Origin of the sequence: Micromonospora rhizosphaerae (assembly GCF_900091465.1) — a bacterium.
In the GTDB taxonomy this organism is placed as follows: domain Bacteria; phylum Actinomycetota; class Actinomycetes; order Mycobacteriales; family Micromonosporaceae; genus Micromonospora; species Micromonospora rhizosphaerae.
In genome coordinates, this window is record NZ_FMHV01000002.1 from 4,316,792 (window position 1) to 4,338,773 (window position 21,982).

Sequence of the window (21,982 nt, forward strand, 5' to 3'; positions counted from 1 at the left end):
GGCACGTGGCCGCCGCCCGGTGACACCGTGCTCATCGGGGCTGGTGCGGCGGCTCAGGGATCGCCCGCCGGCCTCTACTACGCTCGGATATTTCCGGTGCAGGTGCTGGGCTCATTGTCGGTCGCCTCCGCCTTGTCGTCCGGTAGCGGCAATCCCCATCGCGAATCCAACGTCTTGGAACAAGTGCCTCGTCCCGAGTTCGATGGAGGTACTACGGCACGCATTAGTGCGTTCTGCTGCCGCTACGCGCTCGCACGGCCCCACTCGGGCTATCCGGCACCGTGGCCGCGAGCATCGTAAGCGCCCTGGACCGTCCGACGCGGCTCGGCGGCGCGCGGTCCGGAGTGCAGCGAAGAGTTCGCCGCCGTCGCCCCCGAACAGGGTGGAGTCGCACGGCGGGCGGACCGGGATTCCCGAACTCGGCACCGGCACCCGCGCCGCTTCGTTTGCGAGCGGACTCCCTGGTAGCCGTGCGTGGGCGAACGCATCGAGGCGGCCGCGATCTTCGGCGCGCTGGATGCCCCCTCGGTGGCCCGATCGTGTGCGGGCGGAGCTGCACGCGACTGGCGACTGGCTGCGCCGTCCGGTTGGCGCGGCCAGCCTGCTGACCTCAGGGGTTGCGGATCGCCCGCCGGGCTGCGGACGGTCAGGGTGACCGGGGCATCGCCGGGCTGCTGTTCCTGTCACCGCACACTGTGTCGACCCACCTGTACCCGACAAGCTCGGCATCAAGTCACGCGGAAGATCGTGCTGACCCTCGCGGGCATTACGTAGTCCTACGTACGCAGACAACCGTAGTTGCTCGTACGTTCAGCCCGTGGCTCGAGATCCCAAGACAGTTTCGGCAGCTGGTGGCGAGAAGTCTGCCGACTCCGCGGTGGACTCAGCGAACTTTGGCGAGGATGTCGTCCGCGGCGGCGGTTCAGGTGAACAGCCTGGCGTTGGTGCCCCACGCGGCCATGAGGTCAGTCGTCAGCACGAGTCCCGTGACCGAGATGAATGTGCGGCGGCGGATGGCCCGGCGGGTGGTGATCCCGAACCAGATCTCGTACCTGTTCCAGCAGGAGCTTCCGGCCGCGGTGCAGTGGTAGGTGATGCTGGGGTTTTTGGCGAGCGAGGGGTTGACCTCGTTGGTGGTGCGGGTGGACGGGTTGGCGGCCATGACGTGTGGTTCGCGGTCAGACGAGGTAGCGGCGACGGTCTTCGGGACCGATCCCACCGTCCTGACGGAAAAGCCGGGCGGCGTCGCTTTGGGCTGCTGGGTCGGCAGGCGGAGTGTGCGGCGCTCGACCGGTTGGTGGAGGCGGTTCGCGCTGGTGAGAGCCGGTCGCTGGTGGTGCGTGGTGAGGCGGGGGTGGGCAAGTCGGCGCTGCTGAAGCATCTGTTCGACCAAGCTTCCGGCTGCCGGGTGGTGTCCGCTGCGGGTGTGCGGTCGGAGATGGAGCTTCCGTTCGCGGCCCTGCATCAGCTCTGCGCGCCGATGTTGGACCTGCTGGACAGGCTGCCAGAACCACAGCGGGACGCGCTCAGCACGGCGTTCCGGGTGCGCACCGGACCGGCACCGGACCGCTTCCTCGTCGGTCTGGCCGTGCTCAGCCTGTTCGCGGCGGCGGCCGAGGACCGGCCGCTGGTGTGCGTGATCGACGATGCACAGTGGCTGGACCGCGCGTCGGCGCAGGTGCTCGCCTTCGTCGCGCGTCGACTGTTCGCGAAGTCGGTGGCCTGTGTGTTCGCGGTACGTAACTCCGGCGACGTGCATGAGCTGTCGGGGTTGCCGGCGGTGGACGTCGCCGGACTGGGTGACCGGGACGCCCGGGCGCTGCTGCGCTCGGTGATCCCTGGCCGGCTCGACGAACAGGTACGTGACCGGATCGTCGCGGAGGCCCGCGGCAACCCGCTGGCGTTGCTGGAGCTGCGGCGGGAGTTGAGCGATGCTGAACTGGCGGGCGGGTTCGGTTCGCCAACCGCGCAGACGCTTTCGGGCCGCATCGAGGATAGCTTCCAGCGCCGGCTGGAGCCCATGCCCGCGGACACGCGGCAGCTGTTGCTGCTGGCGGCCGCTGAGCCGCTCGGCGATCCGGCGCTTTTCTGGCGCGCGGCTCAGCGACTCGGGGGCGATGTTGGCGTAGCGGCCGTCACCGCCGCGGACGAAATGATCGACTTCGGTGCCCGGGTCCGCTTCCGGCATCCGCTGCTGCGTTGGGCGGTGTACGGTGCGGCCTCGCCGGAGGAGCGCAGGAGGGTCCATCGGGCGTTGGCGGATGCGACCGACGTCGAAACCGATCCGGATCGGTGCGCCTGGCACCGCGCGCACGCCACCGCGGAGCCGGACGAGGAGGTGGCCGCGGGACTCGAGCGTTCGGCTGTACGTGCGGAGGTGCGCGGTGGTGTGGCCGCTACCGCCGCTTTCCTGGAGCGGGCGGCCGCGCTCACTCCCGACTCTCGGCGTCGGGCAGAGCGCGCGTTGGCCGCCGCGCAGGCCAAGCACCTGGCCGGCGCGCCCGAGGCCGCTCTGGCGCTGCTGGCGGCGGCTCAAGCCGGGCCGCTGGACGAGCTGCGACTCGCCCACGTGGAACTACTGCGCGGACAGATTGCGATCACCGCGAATCGTGGCAACCTTGCTCCGCGGATGCTGCTCAACGCCGCCAGGCAACTCGAGCCGCTGGACGCGGCAGCCGCACGCGCGACGTATCTGCAAGCGTTGGCCTCGTCGATGTTCACCGGCCGCCTGGCCGAGGCCGGTGACCTCCGGGAGGTCGTCGCCGCCGCCCGTGCGGCGCCGCCCGCGCCGGTCACCCCCCGTGCCGCCGACCTCCTCCTCGACGCCCTGGTCCTGCACTTCACGGAGGGCCCACGCCTCGCGACGCCCGCCATGCGCCAGGCCCTGCGCGCCTTCTCCAGCACCGATATTTCCGTTGAGGAGGAGCTCCACTGGCTATGGCTCGCGTACGTCATCGCCGTGGCTCTGTGGGACGACAATGCCTGTCACGTGCTGGCCGAGCGCCACGCCCATCTTGCCCGTCGCGCCGCGGCGCTCGCCGTGCTACCGCTGGGCCTGAGCACACACGTCATGGTGCTCATCTTCGAGGGCGAACTGGCTGAGGCGGCGGCGCTGAACGAGGACCTGCGCATGATCATCGCAACGACCAAATCTGAGCTCACGAACTATGGGGCGGTGATGCTCGCGGCTTGGCAGGGACGAATAGCCGAGGTCGGCCAGCTGGTGCGTGCAGCCGCCAGCGAGGCGGGGGCCCGGGGCGAGGGAATCGGGCTGACTGTCTGCGACTGGGCGAGCGCCGTGCTCTACAACGGCCTTGGCCGCTACGAGGACGCCCGCGCCGCCGCGCAGCGCGCTAGCGCGGATCCACCAGCACCCGGCGCCGCGGCACATTGGGCGCCGACGGAACTGGTCGAGGCGGCCGTCCGCAGTGGCGATAGCCAACTCGCCTCCCAAGCCCTCGAGCAGCTCGTCCAGACCACCCAAGCAAGTCAAACCGACTGGGCTCTCGGGATCGAGGCCCGCTCGCGGGCGCTGCTCAGCCAGGGCGAGGACGCCGAGAGCCTCTACCGTACGGCGATCGATCGACTCGGCCGCACCCGAGTCCGGCCGGAGCTCGCCCGCTCCCACCTCCTGTACGGGGAATGGTTGCGCCGCGAGCGGCGCCGGATGGAAGCGCGTGAGCAGCTGCGCACCGCCCACGAGATGTTCGCGGCGATGGGCCTCGAGGCGTTCGCCGATCGCGCGGCGCGCGAACTGCTGGCCACCGGCGAGACCGTCCGCCGACGTACGGTCGGAACCTGCGACCAGCTCACGCCCCAGGAGACGCAGATTGCGAGGCTAGCCCGCACCGGCCTGACAAACAAGGAGATCGCCAGCCACCTGTACGTCAGCCCCCGCACTGTCGAATGGCACCTTCGTAAGGTCTTCGCCAAGCGGGGTATCACCTCGCGCAAGCAGCTTGACCGCTTCCCCTGACAGCGACCAGGAATCGGCTGATTCTGCGGTGTGCATTCCTCGAAGAGTTCCTAACAAAGTCGTACGACGTGTCGGTACGTGATGATGCAGTGTCGGTCCGCTCGCCGTCGACCACGGTAGCGAAGCGAGGAACGCTCGTGGATGTCGTCGCGGCGTTCCCACCCGGATGCGGAGTCGTCAGGATTCCGCTCGGGCTTGGGTAGCAACGGCTAGATGCGCTGCCACAACCCGTCCAGCACCAACCTCAGTGAGTCGTTCATAAACACGGTGAGGCGCATGGCGCCGAGCCGGCGCTTCAGGCCGAGGACAGGCAGACGGGATGACCGGGAATCTGGACTATCGTTGGCATCTGCGGGAAGTCATGGCCAGTCGTGGCATGTTCTCCACCACAGACTTGCGTCCGCTGCTGGCCGAGCGTGGTATCGATCTGTCGCCGAGCCAGGTGTATCGGCTGGTGGTGGAGAGGCCGGAGCGGCTCAGCCTGCGCACATTGATGGCGCTCCTGGACATCCTGGACTGCACGATGACTGACCTGATCGAGCCGGTACCAGCACGCGGCGCCCGGCACACCAGCGAGGCGATGTCCGGCGACATCGGCAATGGTGCCGCCATGAGCGATGGGCGCAAGCCGGAGGTAGAAGGAGGAAACGCTGGCTGCGGTGCCGGTCAGGGTGCCGACGCCGTCGGCGAGACGGTGCCGCCGTACCCCGTCAACGACCAGCAGGGCGACGGCGGCGATGAACGCTGGCAGGGTGGCTGATCTGGTAGCCGGTGCACCGCGAGGTCGATGAACGCCAGCGCGGCACCCGCCACGGCGATCGCGACGGCTGTGCGTCCGGGTTCGCCGGCGAGACGGGCTTCGTCCTCAATGTCGTGGTAGCCCACGTGGTTGAACGCTTTGACGACGCGGGAGCTGGGAACGAACGCCTGGACCATCTCGCTCGAGGAGGTGCGCGGGTCGGTGAGATCCTCGCGGATGCCGTCGACCTCCCACCAGTAGTTCATGGCGTCGATGACGAGCTTGCCGCGTAGCGCGTCTGCGGGAATGGTGAGGTATTTGCCGAGCGGGAGGGCGAGGATGACGATGTCGGCGCGGGTCGCGGCGTCGGCGGCGGTGGTGGCGACCGCTCCGGGGGTGAGGACCTCGACGGTGAGGGCGATCCTGGCGGGGTCGCCGGAGCCGGCGATGAGAACCTTGTAGCCGGCGGCCAGGGCGAGCCGGGCCAGCACGATGCCCAGCTTGCCGGCGCCGAGGATGCCGGGGTTCGGGGACCGTCAGGGGCGGTGTCGTTCATGTCGTTCCGTTCGGTTCGGCGTCGCGCCGGTGGGCAGCTCAGCTGGCGAGGATGTCGCGGACCATGGGGATCACCTTCGTGCCGTAGAGTTCGACGGGCGCGTAGGCGCGCGCTTGTCGGCTGTGCTCCTGCGGTGTAGATGGGTACAGGCCCGCGACACCGCCAGATATCAGCTGCGTCAACCACTCGTCGCAGCGCTCACCGTCATGCTCTGCCGAGTCCGGGCATGCCCGGCCGTCCGGGCATGCCCGGACGGCCGAGCATCGTGATCTAGCGGTTTGCGGCGGCAGCGCGGTACGGGGCCAGGAAGGCGGTCAGCGCCGCCAGCATCTCCTCGGGAGCCTGCTCGGCGACCCAGTGGCCGGCGCCGGGGATGACGACCGTTTGCACGTCGGTCGCGATGTCTTCCATCCCCTGTCCGGCATGCTCCGCCCAGCTCTTCTCGCCGCCGATGCCGAGGACGGGCATCGTGAGCTTTTGGGATGCGCGCTGCATGTTCTGGGCGATCATGGCGTCCCAGGCTCGATAGAGGCCGAAGGTAGCGCGTAGGGCGTCCCTGTCGCGGTTGTAGAGGCTGACGTAGTAATCGATGGCGTACTCGGGCAGCAGCATCGGCCCGGCCTGAATGGTGAACTCGTAGCGGTAGAAGGCGTCGGCGTTCCCGTGGACCATGTCCACGATCAGCTCGTCGTTGACCCGGTTGAACGGGATGTGCCAGAGCCGGTTGTTGAGCGCCTCGGGGAGGAACAGCGGCGGCCCCGGAATCACCACTCCGGGAGGCCCGGGGATCTCGGCGAGGGCCACGCGGTCGACCCGGTCGCGGTGATCGGCGGCCAGGGCGTAGCCGATGAAGTATCCGGTGTCGTGGCCGACCACGGCGAACCGTTCGTGGCCGAGCGCCTCCATCAGCGCGGCCAGGTCGTTGGCGAGGGTGCCGGCGTCGTAGCCGTCCTGGGGCTTGTCGGTCAGCCCGATGCCGCGCTGGTCGACTGCGATGACCGTGAAGTCCCGGGCCAGCGCCGGCATCAGGAAACGCCAGGCGTACCAGTTCTCCGGCCAGCCATGCACCAGCAGCAACGGAGGCCCGTCGCCTCCGATGACCACGTGCTGGCGCAATCCGTTGGCGTAGATGAACCGGCTGGTGAAGGTGGTGCGGAACCCGGCCGGGAGCTGCGGAGCCCCGGAGACCGAGCCGGGACCCGTCGGGTTTTGCGACTGGTTTTCGCCGGCGGCGTGCGCCGGGTGGGCGGCGAGCGCGTCCAGCGGCGCGAGGGCAGCGGTGCCGACCGCCGCGGCCGCTGCACCGAGTAGGGCGCGCCGTCTTGGACCGGACATCGCTTCGGTGGGTTCGGTTTTGATCAAAGCATCCTCCTGTTACGGAAACCATCTCGGCTACGGCGCGGGAGAAATGAGTTTGTGGGAGCCGCCTCCTGTCACCGCCCCGCGCCACTGCGGGCACCAATGTCGTGCTTGGAGCAGGCTCGTCGCACCCGTCGAACACCCTGGTCTGCAACCCTGGTCTGCAACCCTGGTCTGCAACCCTGGTCTCGGTGCGCTCCTTGGCCAGCGGCGGTGCGCTGCGGCTGGACGCCAGGGGCGCGTCCTGACGAGCACGGCCCCATCCGTTCGCCTCGCGCGAATGCGCGGTGCATCCGGTAAGCATGCCGGCCCGGCAACGCCTGCTCGGGCCGTTTGCACTCTGAGGTCGCGCCGCTCGCCGGCCGAAGTCTCAATCACCGCTCGACCATCGCTCGCGCGGGTCCTCGAGTCGAATACTCGCCGATGGCATCACCACGCGTGATGGTGCCCGTCAGCCCGGCGGACCAGCGTCTCACGCGGTCTAGCGGGTTCCGAGGCGCGCAGGCTCTGCCGTCCAGACCGAAGCGGCATAGCGCCTCGCCCTCCGTGTGGGCATCGACCCCAGGTTGTCCGACGCGATGCGCCGTGTCGGGCGCGCGGTGATGGAGGAGCGGTTGATCGACCTGTTGCTGGAAGATCTGGGCGAGGCGGGACGGCGGAGATCGGTCGCCACCGAGGCGCGGAGGGAGGGCCCGACTGACGGAGGCGGCCTCGGCCGAGCGGGCTGAAGCCTCGGCCGTCAAGTAGGTTCATGACCCGGTTGTGACGGCTCACCTCGTTGCCACGCTGCCGCAGACCAACGGGGGCCTGCCGGGCACCGCCAGGCGGTGAGGGGCCCCCGGCGCTTCCGCGAGGATCTGTTGGGCTCACTGGTGCGACACCCCGAGGGCCAGCGCCAGCTCCCGCACAGACCTTCCTCGACGGCGGCCCCTGCGCCCGCCGCCTGCGCCGCTGATGGCCGCTACAGCATCATCAGTTTCTACGTCTCCTCCGCGCCCACCGTGTACGTCTCCCGGGGCGCCGGCAGATCGTCGGTGGGTCAAAGGTCCACCAGCGCCACCGCCACGTTCGAGCACGTCGACCTGGCCGGTGGCTCGGCCGGCGCGTGGCGTAACGACACCGTCCTCATGCCGCCCGACCGCCAGATCGAGAACTCCGCCAAGCGCCGGGGCATGCAGGGCGACTTCAGCGAGTCCGGCGGCAGGTACACCGTCACCGGATCCGGCCGCGTCGGCCCACAGGAGCAGGACGACGACCCCGTGGAGGCGTCGCTGCTGGGCATCATCGCCGGGGTCATGGCTCTCATCGCGGTGGGCGTTCTCTACGCGACCTCCGAGTACCGGCGGGGCATGATCCGCACGACGTTCGCCGCCGTGCCGCGGCGTGGCCGGGTGCTCGCGGCGAAGGCGCTCGTGCTCGGCGGGGTCTCGTTCGTCCTCGGCCTCATCGGCGTGGTGGTCGCGTACCTGGTGGCCCGGCCCATGGTTCGGGAAAACGGCTTCGCACCGCCCGCGTTCCCCGACGAGTCCATCTCGGACCCGGCGGTCGTCCGCACCCTGCTGCTGTCCGCGGCGTTCATGGCCCTGCTGGCGATGTTCGCGATGGCGGTCGGCGTCCTGCTGCGGCACAGCGCGGCGGCGATCACGCTGACGATCGTCCTGGTGGTCCTGCCGGTCATCGTCGGGTCGATCCTGCCCGGCACGCTGCCGAGGCTGTTGATGTACACGACGCTGGCCGGTGGCCTGGCGACCCAGCGGGCCAAGCCGCCGACCCAGACGCTCGCCGAGCCGTGGAGCCTCATCGGGCCGTGGGCGGGCATCGGCGTGGTGGCGGCGTATGCGGCCGTCGCCTTGGCGCTGGCCTGGTGGCGACTGCGGCGGAGCGACGCGTGAGGACCGTGCGCGCCGAGTGGACGAAGCTTCGGACCCTGCCCAGCACGGCCTGGCTGCTCCTGCTGGCCGTCGGCGCGACCGTGGCGCTCGGCTTCGCCGTCACCGGGGCCCTGGACATCGATCACTGTCAAGCTCCCTGCCACGAGGACCTCCCGAAGATGAGCCTCATCGGCGTACGCCTCGGACAGGTCGCCGTCGCGATCCTCGCCGCCCTGACGGTGACCGCGGAGTACGGGACGAGGACGATTCGGCCGACCCTGACCGCGACGCCCGGCCGGATCCGCGTGCTGGCGAGCAAGCTGGTGGTGGTCACAGCGCTGGCTCTCACGGCGGGCGTGGCGGGGGTGATCGGCTCTCTGCTGGCGGCCCGAGCCGTCCTGCCGGGTAAGGGATTCACCCCCGCCAACGGGTACCCGCCGCTGTCGGTCACCGATCACCTCATCCTGCGGGCGGCCATCGGGACGGTTCTCTACCTGGGCCTGGTTGCCGTGTTCAGCGCCGGGCTGGCATTCGTCATCCGCGACACCGGCGGCGCCGTCGCGGCCATCCTGGCGCTGTTCTACGGCTCTCCGGTCGTCGCCCTGTTCGTGACCGATCCGCGGTGGCAGCACCGGATCCACCGGTTCTCCCCGATGGACGCCGGCCTCGCGATCCAGGCCACCCGCGACGTCGCTGCCACGACGCACATCGGGCCATGGGCCGGGCTGGGGCTGCTGTCGGCGTACGCGGCGGCGACCGTGATCGGTGGGGCGATCCTGTTCCGGCTCCGGGACGCCTGAAGCTCGTTCAGTCGCCATCGACTCGCCCGACGCTCCCGAGTCGGCCGCGGCGGGCTGGGTCGTCGCGGTGGGCCGACCGGGGGCCGTACCGGCCTGAACCGGCTGCGCCGGGCTGGGAACCCAGCCCGGCACAGATACGTCGTAGGCGGCATGACAGGTAGCAGCGTCCACGTACCCCGGCGAGCGGCCGCCACCGGCATCTCCCGGGTCATGACTCCAGCCCGGCTCACGGGGCTGGCCCTGGTCGCCAGCCTGGCCCTGGTCACGGGCTGTACGGCGGAGCCGGTCCCCGCGCCACCTCGTGACCGGAAAGTGCCGGCCGGTGGGTTCCAGCTCGTCGCGTTCGACTCCTGCGCGGAGGCGCTGCAGCAGCTCAAGACGGCGGCCAAGGCGTACGTCGGGCCCTGGGGGTTCGGGCCGAGCGGCGACGTCCGCACCTTCAGCGGCGCGGAACAGGCCGGGGCGCCTGCCGCAGCGAAGCGGGCGGATGCGGCGCCCGGGGCCAACGCGGCAGCCCCGGGCGACACGGCGGCCGGGGCTGCTGCCCCCGGCTACTCGGGCACCAACACCCACGAGGCCGGGGTCGACGAACCGGACCTGGTCAAGACCGACGGCAAGCGGATCGTCACCGTCAACCGAGGCAAGCTGTACGTGATCGACCCGGCCACCCGCCGGCTGACCGGGGAGCTGAAACTGGCACCCGGTGCCGACGGGTTCGGCGGGGCCGAAGCCAGCCTGCTGCTACAGGGTGACCGGGCGCTGGTGCTGCTCCGCGAGGGGTGGGCCGGGATCGCGAAACCCGCCGTCCCCGAGGGAGGCGCGCGCCGCGCCCCGGCAGACGGCCCGATGCCGGACGACATCGTCGGCCCCCGGCTGATCATGGTCGACCTCTCCGGCGAGCCGAAGATCATCGGCGAATACCGGATCGACGGCAGTCTGGTGGACGCCCGCCAGGTGGGCACGACGGTCCGCGTCGTGGTCCGCTCCGCACCCCGGCTGACCTTCCCGTACCGGGAACGGGCCACCGACGATCAGCGCACCGCCGCCAGCCGCGAGATCATCGACAACGCGACCGCCGACGACTGGCTGCCCCGGTACGAGATCACCTCCGGCGGACGAACCAGCACCGGACGGGTCGGCTGCGACCGGGTGAGCCGGCCGGCCAGCTACTCCGGCACGTCGCTGGTGACCGTGCTCAGCTTCGACCTCGGCGTGGCCACGCTCGGCGCCGGCGACCCGGTCACCGTGATCGCCGACGGCGACACCGTCTACAGCAACGGACCCCGGCTGTACGTCGCCAACGACCAGCGCTGGCGGGTCCTGCCGGCGCTGACCGCGCGGAACGCCGCACCCGATCCCAAGGACGAGACCACCGAGCTCTACCAGTTCGACACCTCGGGCGCGGGTGCCCCGCGGTACGTCGCCGCGGCGTCGGTGCCGGGCTGGCTGATCAACCAGTACGCCATGTCGGAGTGGGACGGGCACCTGCGGGTGGCCACCACCCGTGGTCGTACCTGGGGTAACAAGCCCGACTCGACGTCCAGCGTGTACGTCCTGCGCGCCGACGGCACGACGCTGACCCAGGTCGGCAAGGTCACCGGACTGGGCAAGGGGGAACGGATCCACGCTGTGCGGTTCGTCGGCGGCACCGGGTACGTCGTCACCTTCCGGCAGACCGATCCGCTCTACACCGTCGACCTGCGTGACCCGGCGGCGCCGAAGGTGAGCGGCGAGCTGAAGATCAACGGGTACTCGGCGTACCTGCACCCGGCCGGCGAGGGACGGCTGCTCGGCGTCGGGCAGGAGGCGTCCGACCAGGGTCGTGTCCAGGGCACCCAACTCTCGCTCTTCGACGTCACCGATCCGGCCAAGCCGACCCGGATCGCCCAGTATCACGTCAGGCAGGGGCACTCGGAGGCGGAGTTCGACCCGCACGCGTTCCTCTACTGGCCGGCCGAACGCCTGGTCGTGGTCCCATTGACCGTCTACGGCGCGGTGAGCAGCTCTGGTGCGGTGAACGACCGGAGTGTCGTGGGCAAGCCGGGCCTGCCGAGCAACGTGGCGTTGGCGCTGCGGGTCGGCGACGGCGGGTTCACCGAGGTCGGCACGGTCGATCACACGCTGGGCACGGGGCGTCCGGAGGATCTGGCGCCGATCCGCCGGTCACTGGTGGTCGACGGAGTACTGTGGACCGTCTCCGACGCCGGCCTCAAGGCGACCAGCCTCTCCACCCTGCAGACCCTCGGCTGGCTGCGTACGGGATGACGAAAGGGTGGTGTCCGGGGTGGCCCGCCGCCCCGGACTCCACGCCGGTCATGGCTTCAGGGTCAGCGTCTGTGCCGCCCCGGCCGCGATGGCGGTCCGGTCCCAGCGCATGGGCAGGGTCCGGCCGGTGCGCCACAGCTCGAACTGGTCGTCGTAGTTGGGGTGGAACGCGTGCCCGGAGTTGCCGGTCAGCTGGATCCACCGGGAAGCGTCCAGGTTGGACAGGTCGACGATCATCCGCATGGACGGGACGGCGTCGACCTCGTATCCGGCGGCGGCGTTCCAACCGGTCGCGTTGACGATCGCGTCGCCCCCCGACACCCCTACCGGGTCGGCGTTGAAGAGCCACTCGATGGGCCCGATGCCCGACTTACCAAAGGTCTGGTTGCGCACGGTCAGGGTGTGCATCCGGCCCCACCGCCAGTCGGCCGGCCGGTCGCCCTGATCGCGCCGTAGCTCTTCGGCCGCGTCGGTGGCCGCCGACCGCAGGATGTCGTCGCGGCGCTCGACGCCCGGGGTGTCCCTGCGGTCCCACCATGGCGACCCGGGCTGGGCGAGCAGCCCCCGCACCACCTCGTACCACCGGTCGCCGCCGTCGGGCCGGTTGCCCGCGGGCAGCTCGTCGAAGGTGTCCGCGAGCAGGTGTCGCCAGATCGCGTTGTAGTACGCGGCCGCGGCGGAGCTGCGTCCCTCGGCGCTGCCCGCGTCGCCCTCGGCCGGCTGCTGGAAATCCCACTCCTTCCACAGTTCGGTGGCGGCGACCCGGGCGCTGTCGGAGGGATCGGCCGCATCGAGGGCGTCGACCACCGCCGGGACGAGCGTCGGCGCGAAGCCGTTGCGGTTGTCGAACTGCATCCGTTGCACGTCCGCGACGGTGATCTTCCGGTCCCGGGCCGAGCCGATCATGTCGCGGATGCGCTGGCTGCGGTAGCCGTATGACCAGTCGCTGGTCAGGAAGCGTTGGTAGGCGGGGCCGACGACGGCCTGGTTGGCGGTGACCAGGTAGCCGTCGGCTGGGTTGAAGACGCTGGGCAGCTCGGCGAAGGGGATGAATCCCTTCCAGTCGTACGCCGAGTCCCAGCCGGGCGCCATCCACCGCCCGTCGCCCCTGCCGCGCACCGGAATCCGGCCGGGGGACTGGTAGCCGATGTTGCCGTCGACGTCGGCGTAGACGATGTTCTGCGCGGGCACCTCGAACAATGCGGCCGCGGCGCGGAACGCGGTCCAGTTCGCCGCGGCGTTGAGCGCGAAGAGGGCGTCCGCGGTCCGGCCCGGTCGCAATGCCGTCCAGCTCAGCGCGATCGCGTAGCCGTCCCGCCGGTCGCTGCCGGCGTTCGTCGCGTGGGCGGGGGAGAGCTGCGGGGTGGCGGCGACGGGTGCCGGTGAGCCGGCCGGATTGACCGGCGGCTTGACGCCGATGTCCCGCAGGGACGCCGAGGCGTCGGAGAGCAGCGGCCCGTGCCCGGAGGTGCGTACGGTGATCGACATGTCCTTGCCGCCCGCGACCTTGATGGTCTCGGCGCGGGTCTCCAGCGGCCGCCATTCCCCGTCGACCTGCACCCGGTCGCCGTCCACCCGCTCCAGATACAGGTCGGTCACGTCGGGATCGAGGTTGGTAAAGCCCCAGGCGATGCGGGCGTTGTGGCCGATGACCACGCCGGGCACGCCGGAGAAGGTGAAGCCGGCGACATCGAACGCGCACTCGCAGTGCAGGCCCATCTGATACCAGATGCCGGGCATGCTGGGGCTCAGGTGGGGGTCGTTGGCCAGGATCGGCTTGCCGGTGGCGGTCAGCCCACCACCGATGACCCACGAGTTCGAGCCGATGCCCTGGCCGCCGTTGCCGAGCATGATCGGCAGCCGGGACAAGCCGTCGCCCATCGCCTTGATCGTCTGCGTGGTGGCCGCGGCACCGCCGGCCCCGCCGCCCCCCGTTCCGCCGCCACCCGTGCCGGCGGTGACGGGAGCTGTCGGCGGGGTTGGCGGCACCGGCGGTTTGGGTGCTACGGCATGCTGATCGAAGGCGCCGGCCACGATGCCGCCGCCGGTGACGATCGGCGAGTTGCGGTCGTACGGGTACGCCGGATAGAGCTCCTCAACCTGCCGGCGGGTCAGGCCCGCGGCGAGCAGTGCTGCGCGGGTGATCTCCGTTTCCATGTTGCCCCGCAGATCCCACGCCATCGCCTTGAGCCAGGCGAGGCTGTCCACCGGGCTCCACTTCTCGATCGCGTAGTCCGGGTTCTGCAGGCCGAGCACGGTGTATTCCAGGCTCGCCCGGCCCCCGTCGTGGTCGGCGAGCCAGGCGTTCACGCCGTCGGCGTACGCCTGCAGATAGCGCTTCGTGTCCGGGGCCAGGAGCTGCCACTCCTGCTCGGCGACCCGGCGCCAGCCCATGGTGCGCAGGTAGATGTCGGTCTCAACCTGGCTCTCGCCGAAGAGTTCGGCGAGCCGGCCGCCGGTGACGTGGCGGCGGAAGTCCATCTCCCAGAACCTGTCCTGCGCGTGCAGGTAGCCCTGGGCGCGGAAGAGGTCGTCGGCGGTCTTCGCGTAAACCTGCGGAATCCCGTGGCCATCGCGGTGCACGGTGACGGGCGCGGAGAGTCCGGGGAGCCGCAGGGTGCCGTCGTGCTGCGGGAACGAGCGGCGCACCGCCCAGACGGCGGCGATGGCGAGCACGAGGACCAGCACCAGGAGGACCGCCATGGTCCAGAGCGCGATCTTCCGCACCCGCGACCAGGAAATGCGTACGGGATTCACGTCGCGGGATCTTAGTGCGGTGTCCACTAACGTTCACCGGATGTCCGGTGCCTGTTGTGGATCCTCGCTGTGTGGGCGAGCGACTCCCCACCGGGTGGTGGGGCGGGCCTCCGCGGGCCAACTGATCCTCGCGCCGTCCGGGGTGGGCGGCGGGGGTCACGTCGGGACCGGCCGGTACCGGGGAGGTGTCGGCCGGCTCGACGGTGCGTGACCACCTGCGGCAGCACGACGGCTGTCTCGGTGGTGGGTCCGCCGCCCGGGGTGCGGGTGGCGATGCTGGCCGCCGCGACGAGGTCGCGGTGCCCGGAGAAGTGGCAGTGTGGGCAGGACAGGGTCCGGCCGCGGGGTTTCGGCACCCGCCTACCGCAGGTGGGGCAGGTGGAGGAGGTGCCGCGTTCGTCGACCAGCCGGACGGTGATGCCGGCGAGGGTGGCCTTGTCGGTGAGGACCTGGATGAGGCGGCCGATCTGCCACTGCCGCAGCCGCAGGTTGTGCCGCCGCCCCGCCGGCAGGTCCAGCACGCCGCGGGGGTCGCCGACGTGCAGCACACCGATACGCTGGCGGACCGCCCAGGAGATGACCGTTCGGGCGGCTTCGTGCTGGGCCTGACGGATCCGCCGCCGATGCCGGCCCTCCACGAGGCGGGCCCGGCGGCGGTACTTGCGCCACCGCCTCGACCCTTTCTCGCCCGGCTTCGGCGCCCGGCGGGCGACCGCACGTCTGCGGGCTTTGGTGTCGGCCAGGTGCATGCGGTGCTCGGCGCGGATCGCCCGCCCGGACACCAACAGGCCCTCCCCGTCCGGGCCGGCCACCGCGTAGGGGTGGATCACACCGAGGTCCACCCCGGCCACCCGGCCCGGGTCCGGTTCCTCACCTGCCGGGTAGACCGTGATCGGGACTTCGGCGGTGACATCGAGAAACAGGCGGCCAGCCTCAGACAACAGGGTGATCGACCGGACCTGCTCCACCGGATACGGCAGATCCCGAGCCAGCCGAACCCACAACTGAGACGTGCCCTTAGCGGTGGGGATCCGTACCCGGCGCCCATCGAGGGTGAATGTGCCGTGGTACCAGCGCACCGGCAGCAACCCCCGCCGGCGGCGCGGGAACCGGGCCGACAGGTCACCGGCCTTGCGGCGTTTCGCCGCCCCGAACCACGCATCGGAGAACCGGCGCAACACCGACCGGGCACCCGTGGTGTCCAGCTCCGCGAACGTGCCCGGCCCGGACGCCGCCAACTCCCGACACAACTCCTGATACCCGACCAGCGGCGAATCGTGGCGGCGGCGCCGCCACGCGTTGACCTCCAACACGCACGCCCACACATCGCCGGCCGAGCGCAGCAGCCCGAAACACCGCCGCCGCTGCCCGGGCGTCACCCGCAACGCGACGCGCGCAGTGCGGTGCACCACCGAAGGCGCGCACGGATCCCGACGACGAGGCACGAACCGAGCCAACACCACCGGTACGACACTTTCACAGCTGCGGCCGACCCGGCGAACGTTAGTGGACACCGGCACTAGCGCCCGGGTCGATCTTGTAGGTGATCTTGCAGTGGTGGTCAGGAGCGTTCGTAGACGACGGTGCCGTTCGCGATCGTGTGGGTGACGCGAGCGTCGGCCGGGAGTCCCGCGCCGGCGGCGAACAGATTGCGGTCGAGCACGGCCAGGTCCGCGCGCTTGCCGACCGCGATCGTGCCGCCGTCGGCGTCGTGGTTGACGTACGCCGAGCCGGCGGTGAAGGCGGCGAGCGCGACGGGTAGCGGCAGCGCCTGTGCCGGTAGCAACGGCGTGTTGCCGCGGCTCTCCGGGTCGATCCGGGTCACGGCGACCTCGATCTCCTCGAGCGGGTTCGCGGTCGTCACCGACCAGTTGCTGCCCATGGCGAGGGTGGCGCCGGAGCGCAGCAGATCACCGAAGGGGTACTGCAGCTCCGCCCGCTCCCGGCCGAGGAACGGCAGCGTCAGCTCCTCCATCTGCGGCTCCATCTGCGCCCAGTAGGCCTGGCAGTTCGCGGTCACGCCCAACTGCCGGAAGCGCGGCACGTCCTGCGGTTGGACGAGTTGCAGATGGGCGATGTGGTGACGGTTGTCGGTGCGCCCATTGGCCGTACGGGCGGCCGCGACCGCGTCGAGGCCGTTGCGTACGGCGCGGTCGCCGATCGCGTGCAGGTGTACCTGGAAGTCGAGCCGGTCCAGCTCGGTCACCGCGGCGGCGAGCAGCTCGGCATCGACGTACGTCAGGCCGCGGTTGTCGGTGTGACCGCCGCAGCCGTCGCAGTACGGCTCGAGCAGGGCTCCGGTGTAGTTCTCCAGCACGCCATCGGTCATGATCTTGACCGTGCTCGGGTGGAAGCTGCCGACCGTCGCGGACTCGCGCTGGGCGAGGAACTCGGGGATCTGGTCCAGGCCGCGGTGCCGGTCCCACGACAGGGCACCGACGACCCGGGCCGCGAGCCGACCGGACGCGGCGAGCGACCGGTACGCCTCCAGGGTGCCGGGCGTCACCCAGGCGTCCTGCCATCCGGTGATGCCCAACGAGTGCAGGTGCTCCTGGGCGTTGAGGATGGCCTCCTCCCACTCGGTGCGCCCGGGCAGCGGCACGTAGCGGTCGTTGAAGCTGTACGCCGCGCCCTCGTGCAGCGTGCCGGTCGGCTCGCCGGTGTCCGGGTCGCGCTCGATCCGGCCGTCTTCGGGGTCCGGGGTGTCCCTGGTGATGCCCGCGACCGCGAGTGCCTTGGAATTGACCCACGCCCCGTGCACGTCCCGGTTGAACAGGAAGACCGGTCGGTCCGGCACGATCGCGTCCAGGTCCTCCTTGCGGGGGGTGCCGCCCGGGAAGGACTCCATCGCCCAGCCGCCACCGATGATCCAGGGCTGGTCGGGGTTGTCGGCCGCATAGCGCGCGATCCGGTCCAGGTACGCCGGCCGGCCCACCAGATCGTTGAGCCAGACCCGGAGCCGGTTGCGCCCGGCGAAGGGCGCGTGAATGTGGGCGTCCTGGAATCCCGGCAGCACCATCCCGCCGGCGGCCTCGATCACCCTGGTCCGCGCGCCGATGAGCTCGGACACGGGCTCCGAGCCGACCGCGACGATCCGGTCACCGCGTACGGCGATCGCGTCGGACCAGCTGCGGGCGGCGTCGACGGTGTAGACGTCGGCGCCGGTGATGACGAGGTCGGCGTGCTCGGTCAACCTTCCACCTCTCGGTCAGGCGCAGTTGAGGGCCTTCTCCAGGCGCCAGCCCAGACGATCGTCGTTGCGGTAGGACAGGACGGCCGTCGCCTTGCCCTGCCCGTCGGCGAACGTGATGTCGGTGCGCTCGTCGGACTTGTAGGCGACCTTGCGGCCACCGGAGAATGCGCCACCCTGCGCGGCGGCCCATGCCGCCGCCAGTTCCTGTGGCGTCCGCGTCTCCTTCGTCGTGTCATCATGATCGACGTTGGTCGAGGTGACCTGACCGCCGGAGCAGTCCAGTAGGGTTTCAGGGTCCGCCGCTTCCGCCTTGTCTGAGCAGCCCGCGGTGAGGGCAGCCGCGGTCACCGCGGCCAGGGCGCCCAGAGTTGCGCGCTGAATCCTTGTCGATGTGCTCATGGAGAGCTCCCTTCAGCCTGCATGTCAACCTGGGGCCAGGTTGCCGACCGAGCTGAGATTGGACGTTCCGGTGGGGCCGGCGGTTCACGCCAATCCGCGCCGGCTGCCGCCACCCGAGGGGCGGCAGCGGCCGGCGCGGGGCGGATCAGTAGGCGCCGTCGTAGGTGTGGATGTCGTGCGTGGCGACCGTGCGTTGGCGCTCGGTGCCGTTGTAGATCGTCGGGCACATGGTGCTGCGGGTGCTGTCGTCGGGGCAGGCGGAGTCGCTCTCCGCGATGTGCTCCCAGAAGCCGAGAGCGTGGCCGAACTCGTGGGTCGCGGTGCTCCAGAAGTCGGCGTTACCACCGGGATTGTCGCCGGTGCCGTTGTACCAGTTCGACCGGGTGCTGTCGAACTCGATGGTGAAGTTGTAGATCGTGCCGCTGCCGGTGCAGAGCCGGGTCGCCCCCAACGTGCTCGTACTGAGGTAGTCGAGGTTGTTCCAGAAGCCCGCTCCGGTGTTGACGCCCGAGATGCCGCAGGGGTTGCCGGCCGTGCCGTGGTTGACGTCGTCGGCGAGAGTCCAGAAGACGGTGGGCTCGCCGGAGTTGGTCGCGTTGTTCCACTGCTCCTTGCCGTCCCACACTCGGCTGCGCCAGGCGCCGGTCGGGAAGCCGGTGTTGAGGCCGTATGCGATTGAGGCGTTCGACGGCCACCGACCCCGGGTGAAGTAGGTGCTCACGGTGTGCGCCTGCCCGGCGGACGGCGTCACTACGACGAATCCGGCGGCCGCGAGCAGGGTCGCCAGGAAGATCCGCACGATCTTGATGGTGTTCACGCCCGGACTCCCCTCACGCGCACTCGATGGCGGACTCGAGGCGCCAGCCGAGGTTGGCGTCCCGTTCGTAGGACAACACCGCGACGACTCGCCCCGCGGTGTTGGTGAAGGCCACGTCGCGGCCGTTCTCGGTGGAGAAGGCGTCGCGGTGGGCCACCGGCTGGAAGTCCGGACGCTGTCCCGCCATCCCGTTGGCCCAGGCGTCGGCCAGCTGGCCCGGGGTGCGCGTCTCCTTCGTGGTCGAATCGTGCGTCACCTCGGTCGTGATGAACCGGTCCCCGGAGCACTGCAGATAGGTTGCCGGATCCGGTCGGGCGGCGTCGGCCGACCGCCCCGAGATGACAAGGATGGCGGCCATGAGCGCGAACGCGATGACCACCGCCCCGATGATCTGGGCATGGAGCCGTTCTCGATGCTGCATAGTGGTCCCTTCCACCATCAGCGAACAGATCGGCTCAGGCTATCTACACATCTACATATTTACAATGATCACAAACGGTGCTCGCCCTTGAATTCCCGGCCTTTCCGGCCATTGCCTTCTGTCTATAAATTGACACGTGTCTCGATCCGTGGGACCAACCCGGAAGCCGTGCGCGGCGGTGACGGTTTACGCGGCGACCCTGCACCGGGTCAAGGACGCTCTGCTACTGATGCCTATGCCGCTCCGTCATAAAAATGACGGAGCGGCATAAGGGCGAATCGAGCTATTCAGTGGGAAGCGCGGCGAAACTCGATCCGCCTTACCTGCTACGGGAGGCTCGACGTCGGCAGCGAGTCGGCGAGTTCCGCGATCACCTCGGCGTGACAGCGCTCCGGCACACACCAGCAACCGAGCCTGCGCCCGCGCAGTTCGGGGAGGAGGGCGAGGAGGTCGGGGCGGCCGAGCAGGTACGCGCGGTACTTCTCGAGGACCTCCGCACGGGTGCCGTCGGGGCCGGGGCGGTACGGGCTGGACAAGGGGGAGCCCGGGAGACGCCAGCCGCCGCGATACATGGCGCGCCCGACATAGATCACGTCGGCGTACGCCGGGTCGTCGCGGTGGCCCTTCAGGTTCACGACCGTGGTTGCCTGCATGGTTCAGCAAACGTACCCTGCAGCGCGGCGCTGCCGGTGGCGCCGCGACGTCCCAGTCGTTGAGGAGTGGTCCGCATGCCCGGGGCTCTTGACGGGGTGCTCGTCGCCGATTTCAGCAGGGTTCTCGCCGGCCCGTACGCCACCATGCTCCTGGCCGACCTCGGCGCCGACGTGGTGAAGGTGGAACGGCCCGGCGCGGGCGACGACACCCGGGCCTGGGGTCCGCCGTACGACGGCGACGGCACCGCCACCTACTACCTGTCCGTCAACCGCAACAAGCGGTCGGCGGCGCTGGACCTGACCGATCCGGACGACCTGGCCACCGCTCGGGGCCTGGCGCACCGGGCGGACGTGATCGTGCAGAACTTCCGCCCCGGCACGATGGAGCGCTACGGCCTGGGTTACGCCGACATCGCGGCCGCCAACCCGGGCGCCGTCTACTGCTCGATCACCGGCTTCGGCTCCGGCTCCGGCGCCGACCGGCCCGGATACGACCTGCTCGTCCAGGCCGTCGGCGGGCTGATGAGCGTCACCGGAGCCCAGCCCGGGGAGCCGGTCAAGGTCGGGGTGGCCGTGGTCGACGTGATCACCGGGCTGCACGCCACGGTCGGCATCCTGGCCGCGCTGCGTCACCGCCAGGCCACCGGCGCCGGCCAGCACGTCGAGGTCAACCTGCTCTCGTCGTTGCTGTCCGCGCTGGTCAACCAGGCATCCGGCTACGTCTCAGCCGGCGTGGTCCCGGGCATCCTGGGCAACGCGCACCCCAGCATCGTGCCGTACGAACTGCTGCCCACCTCCGACCGGCCGCTCGCGGTGGCGGTCGGCACCGACGCGCAGTTCACCGCGCTGTGCCGGGTGCTGGGCATCCCGGCCGTCGCCGAGGAGCCGCGCTACGTCAGCAACGCCAACCGGGTACGCCACCGCGAAGCGCTCATCGCCACGTTGTCCGAGCGGACGGCGCTGCGTTCCGCCGACGACCTGGCCGCGGCGCTCCGCGGCGTCGGGGTGCCGTCCGGGCCGGTGAACGACCTCGCCGGGGCCTTCGGCCTCGCCACGGAACTGGGACTGGCGCCGGTGGTGGACATCGACGGGCCGGACCGGTCGCAACCAGTCCGGCAGGTCGCCAACCCGATCACGCTGTCCGGTACGCCCGCCGGCTATCACCGGCCACCGCCCCGGCTCGGTGAGCACACCGCAGAGGTGCTCAACTGGCTCGCTCCTGCGCCAAGCGCCCCGCCCACCCAGGACGTGTGATGGCCAACCCGAGGAAACTCACCGCCAGCCATGGGACCTGGCGGCGCCGTGGTTCGTCGATGCGCTGGTCGGTGGACTCGCCGGCCTGCTCGTGGTCATCCCGCTGCTTCGGCGAGATCGTGGTTAGTCAGCCCGAGGCGCGGGGTATGCGGCGTTCGAGACACGTATGTCGAGGAACGCCGAGGGTCGAGGTGGCAACTGATGGTCGCCCGGGTCGATCTGTCGCGGCTGCGTGCGCTGCTCGGCGCGGGCGCTCAACTCGTCGAGGTGCTGCCCGCCGTCGAGTACGCCGACCAGCATCTGCCCGGGGCGGTCAACATCCCCCTCAAGACCCTCAATCCCGACACGACCGCTGCCCTCCATCGCACCCGCCCCGTGGTCGTCTACTGCTGGGACGGCCTTTGAGACATGAGCCCACGAGCCGCGTGCCGGCTCGAAGCCCTCGGGTTCACCGACGTCAACGACTACGCTGCGGGCAAGGTGGACTGGCTCGCGCACAACCTGCCCACCGAGGGGGCGGCGGCCAACGCACCTACCGCCGGTAGCCGCCTGCGCCACGACGTCCCCACCGCCGCGCCTGACGAGACGCTCGCCGCCGTCCGGGCCCGCGTCGACGCCTCCCCTTACCGGTTCGCTCTCGTTCTCGCCAGCGATCGCACCCTGCTCGGCCGGCTTCGGCACGCCGCCCTCGCCACCGCCCCCGGCGCCGCAGCCCACGAAGTGATGGAACCCGTTCTCTCGACACTGCGCCCCCACCTGGCCCTGGCTGGCGTCGCATCCGACCTCCGCGACCACCACCTGACCTACGCGATCATCACCGACCCGGAAGGGCACCTGCTGGGCACGGTTCACCTCCAGGACTTGACAGGCGGTGCCGGGCACGACGGTCACGCCAAGCCCAGGTGAGGCATGGCGACGATGT

The 21,982-nt window shown here is 70.4% G+C and carries 18 protein-coding genes; 8 read left to right on the forward strand and 10 right to left on the reverse strand.

Annotation, left to right across the window (positions count from 1 at the left end):
* Nucleotides 1-922: 922 nt before the first annotated feature.
* Complete coding sequence (locus GA0070624_RS20185; RefSeq protein WP_091343357.1) at nt 923-1,162, reverse strand: hypothetical protein; 240 nt, start codon at nt 1,160-1,162, stop codon at nt 923-925.
* A 96-nt stretch (nt 1,163-1,258) separates the two neighbouring features.
* Here GA0070624_RS20185 and GA0070624_RS20190 point away from each other — a divergent pair, with 96 nt between their 5' ends.
* Both GA0070624_RS20190 and GA0070624_RS36915 read left to right on the forward strand, forming a co-directional pair.
* Nucleotides 1,259-3,976, forward strand: coding sequence for a helix-turn-helix transcriptional regulator (locus GA0070624_RS20190; RefSeq protein WP_091349144.1), 2,718 nt, complete (start codon nt 1,259-1,261; stop codon nt 3,974-3,976).
* Nucleotides 3,977-4,295: 319 nt separating this feature from the next.
* The gene (locus tag GA0070624_RS36915; protein WP_091343358.1) at nt 4,296-4,736 is read left to right on the forward strand and encodes a helix-turn-helix domain-containing protein; all 441 of its coding nucleotides are present in this window, start codon (nt 4,296-4,298) and stop codon (nt 4,734-4,736) included.
* On the opposite strand, the gene GA0070624_RS20200 is transcribed toward GA0070624_RS36915, so the two are convergent.
* Together GA0070624_RS20200 and GA0070624_RS20205 are read right to left on the reverse strand one after the other, a co-directional pair.
* Entirely contained in the window at nt 4,643-5,206 is a 564-nt protein-coding gene (locus GA0070624_RS20200; protein ID WP_245718892.1) for an NADPH-dependent F420 reductase, read from the reverse strand. The two genes, GA0070624_RS36915 and GA0070624_RS20200, sit on opposite strands and share 94 nt — an antisense overlap.
* 335 nt (nt 5,207-5,541) lie before the next feature.
* Entirely contained in the window at nt 5,542-6,606 is a 1,065-nt protein-coding gene (locus tag GA0070624_RS20205; protein WP_091343360.1) for an alpha/beta fold hydrolase, read from the reverse strand.
* Between the two features lie 1,058 nt (nt 6,607-7,664).
* Here GA0070624_RS20205 and GA0070624_RS20215 point away from each other — a divergent pair.
* The 3 genes from GA0070624_RS20215 to GA0070624_RS20225 all read left to right on the forward strand — a co-directional run bounded on the left by GA0070624_RS20215 (nt 7,665) and on the right by GA0070624_RS20225 (nt 11,566).
* A complete protein-coding gene (locus tag GA0070624_RS20215) occupies nt 7,665-8,522 on the forward strand; it encodes an ABC transporter permease subunit (RefSeq protein WP_091343362.1) in 858 nt (285 codons plus the stop codon).
* Nucleotides 8,519-9,301, forward strand: coding sequence for an ABC transporter permease (locus GA0070624_RS20220; RefSeq protein ID WP_091343363.1), 783 nt, complete (start codon nt 8,519-8,521; stop codon nt 9,299-9,301). The genes GA0070624_RS20215 and GA0070624_RS20220 overlap by 4 nt, the downstream gene beginning before the upstream one ends.
* 210 nt (nt 9,302-9,511) lie before the next feature.
* Nucleotides 9,512-11,566, forward strand: a complete 2,055-nt coding sequence (locus GA0070624_RS20225) for a beta-propeller domain-containing protein (RefSeq protein WP_176732029.1) — start codon at nt 9,512-9,514, stop codon at nt 11,564-11,566.
* A 48-nt stretch (nt 11,567-11,614) separates the two neighbouring features.
* On the opposite strand, the gene GA0070624_RS20230 is transcribed toward GA0070624_RS20225, so the two are convergent.
* From GA0070624_RS20230 to GA0070624_RS20260, 7 genes are all read right to left on the reverse strand, one after another.
* Nucleotides 11,615-14,323: a penicillin acylase family protein gene (locus GA0070624_RS20230; RefSeq protein WP_091343364.1), complete on the reverse strand. Its 2,709-nt coding sequence runs from the start codon at nt 14,321-14,323 to the stop codon at nt 11,615-11,617.
* Nucleotides 14,324-14,349: 26 nt separating this feature from the next.
* A complete protein-coding gene (locus GA0070624_RS20235) occupies nt 14,350-15,732 on the reverse strand; it encodes an RNA-guided endonuclease InsQ/TnpB family protein (RefSeq protein WP_141715104.1) in 1,383 nt (460 codons plus the stop codon).
* Between the two features lie 152 nt (nt 15,733-15,884).
* Nucleotides 15,885-17,516 (reverse strand): amidohydrolase, encoded by a 1,632-nt coding sequence (locus tag GA0070624_RS20240; RefSeq protein ID WP_091343366.1) that lies wholly within the window; start codon nt 17,514-17,516, stop codon nt 15,885-15,887.
* Nucleotides 17,517-17,531: 15 nt separating this feature from the next.
* Nucleotides 17,532-17,915, reverse strand: coding sequence for a hypothetical protein (locus GA0070624_RS20245; protein ID WP_141715105.1), 384 nt, complete (start codon nt 17,913-17,915; stop codon nt 17,532-17,534).
* A 145-nt stretch (nt 17,916-18,060) separates the two neighbouring features.
* Complete coding sequence (locus GA0070624_RS20250; RefSeq protein ID WP_091343368.1) at nt 18,061-18,732, reverse strand: zinc metalloprotease; 672 nt, start codon at nt 18,730-18,732, stop codon at nt 18,061-18,063.
* Nucleotides 18,733-18,745: 13 nt separating this feature from the next.
* Nucleotides 18,746-19,153 carry a hypothetical protein gene (locus GA0070624_RS20255; protein ID WP_091343370.1) on the reverse strand — a complete coding sequence of 136 codons (408 nt, stop codon included), beginning with the start codon at nt 19,151-19,153 and terminating at the stop codon, nt 18,746-18,748.
* Nucleotides 19,154-19,479: 326 nt separating this feature from the next.
* A complete protein-coding gene (locus tag GA0070624_RS20260) occupies nt 19,480-19,806 on the reverse strand; it encodes a DUF4326 domain-containing protein (protein ID WP_091343372.1) in 327 nt (108 codons plus the stop codon).
* A gap of 75 nt (nt 19,807-19,881) precedes the next feature.
* On the opposite strand from GA0070624_RS20260, the gene GA0070624_RS20265 reads away from it, so the two are divergent.
* The 3 genes from GA0070624_RS20265 (at nt 19,882) to GA0070624_RS20275 (ending at nt 21,966) form a co-directional block, all read left to right on the forward strand.
* Nucleotides 19,882-21,060, forward strand: a complete 1,179-nt coding sequence (locus tag GA0070624_RS20265; RefSeq protein WP_091343375.1) for a CaiB/BaiF CoA transferase family protein — start codon at nt 19,882-19,884, stop codon at nt 21,058-21,060.
* Between the two features lie 201 nt (nt 21,061-21,261).
* Nucleotides 21,262-21,465 (forward strand): rhodanese-like domain-containing protein, encoded by a 204-nt coding sequence (locus GA0070624_RS34895; RefSeq protein WP_176731791.1) that lies wholly within the window; start codon nt 21,262-21,264, stop codon nt 21,463-21,465.
* Nucleotides 21,466-21,468: 3 nt separating this feature from the next.
* Nucleotides 21,469-21,966 carry a CBS domain-containing protein gene (locus GA0070624_RS20275; protein ID WP_091343379.1) on the forward strand — a complete coding sequence of 166 codons (498 nt, stop codon included), beginning with the start codon at nt 21,469-21,471 and terminating at the stop codon, nt 21,964-21,966.
* Nucleotides 21,967-21,982 lie beyond the last annotated feature (16 nt).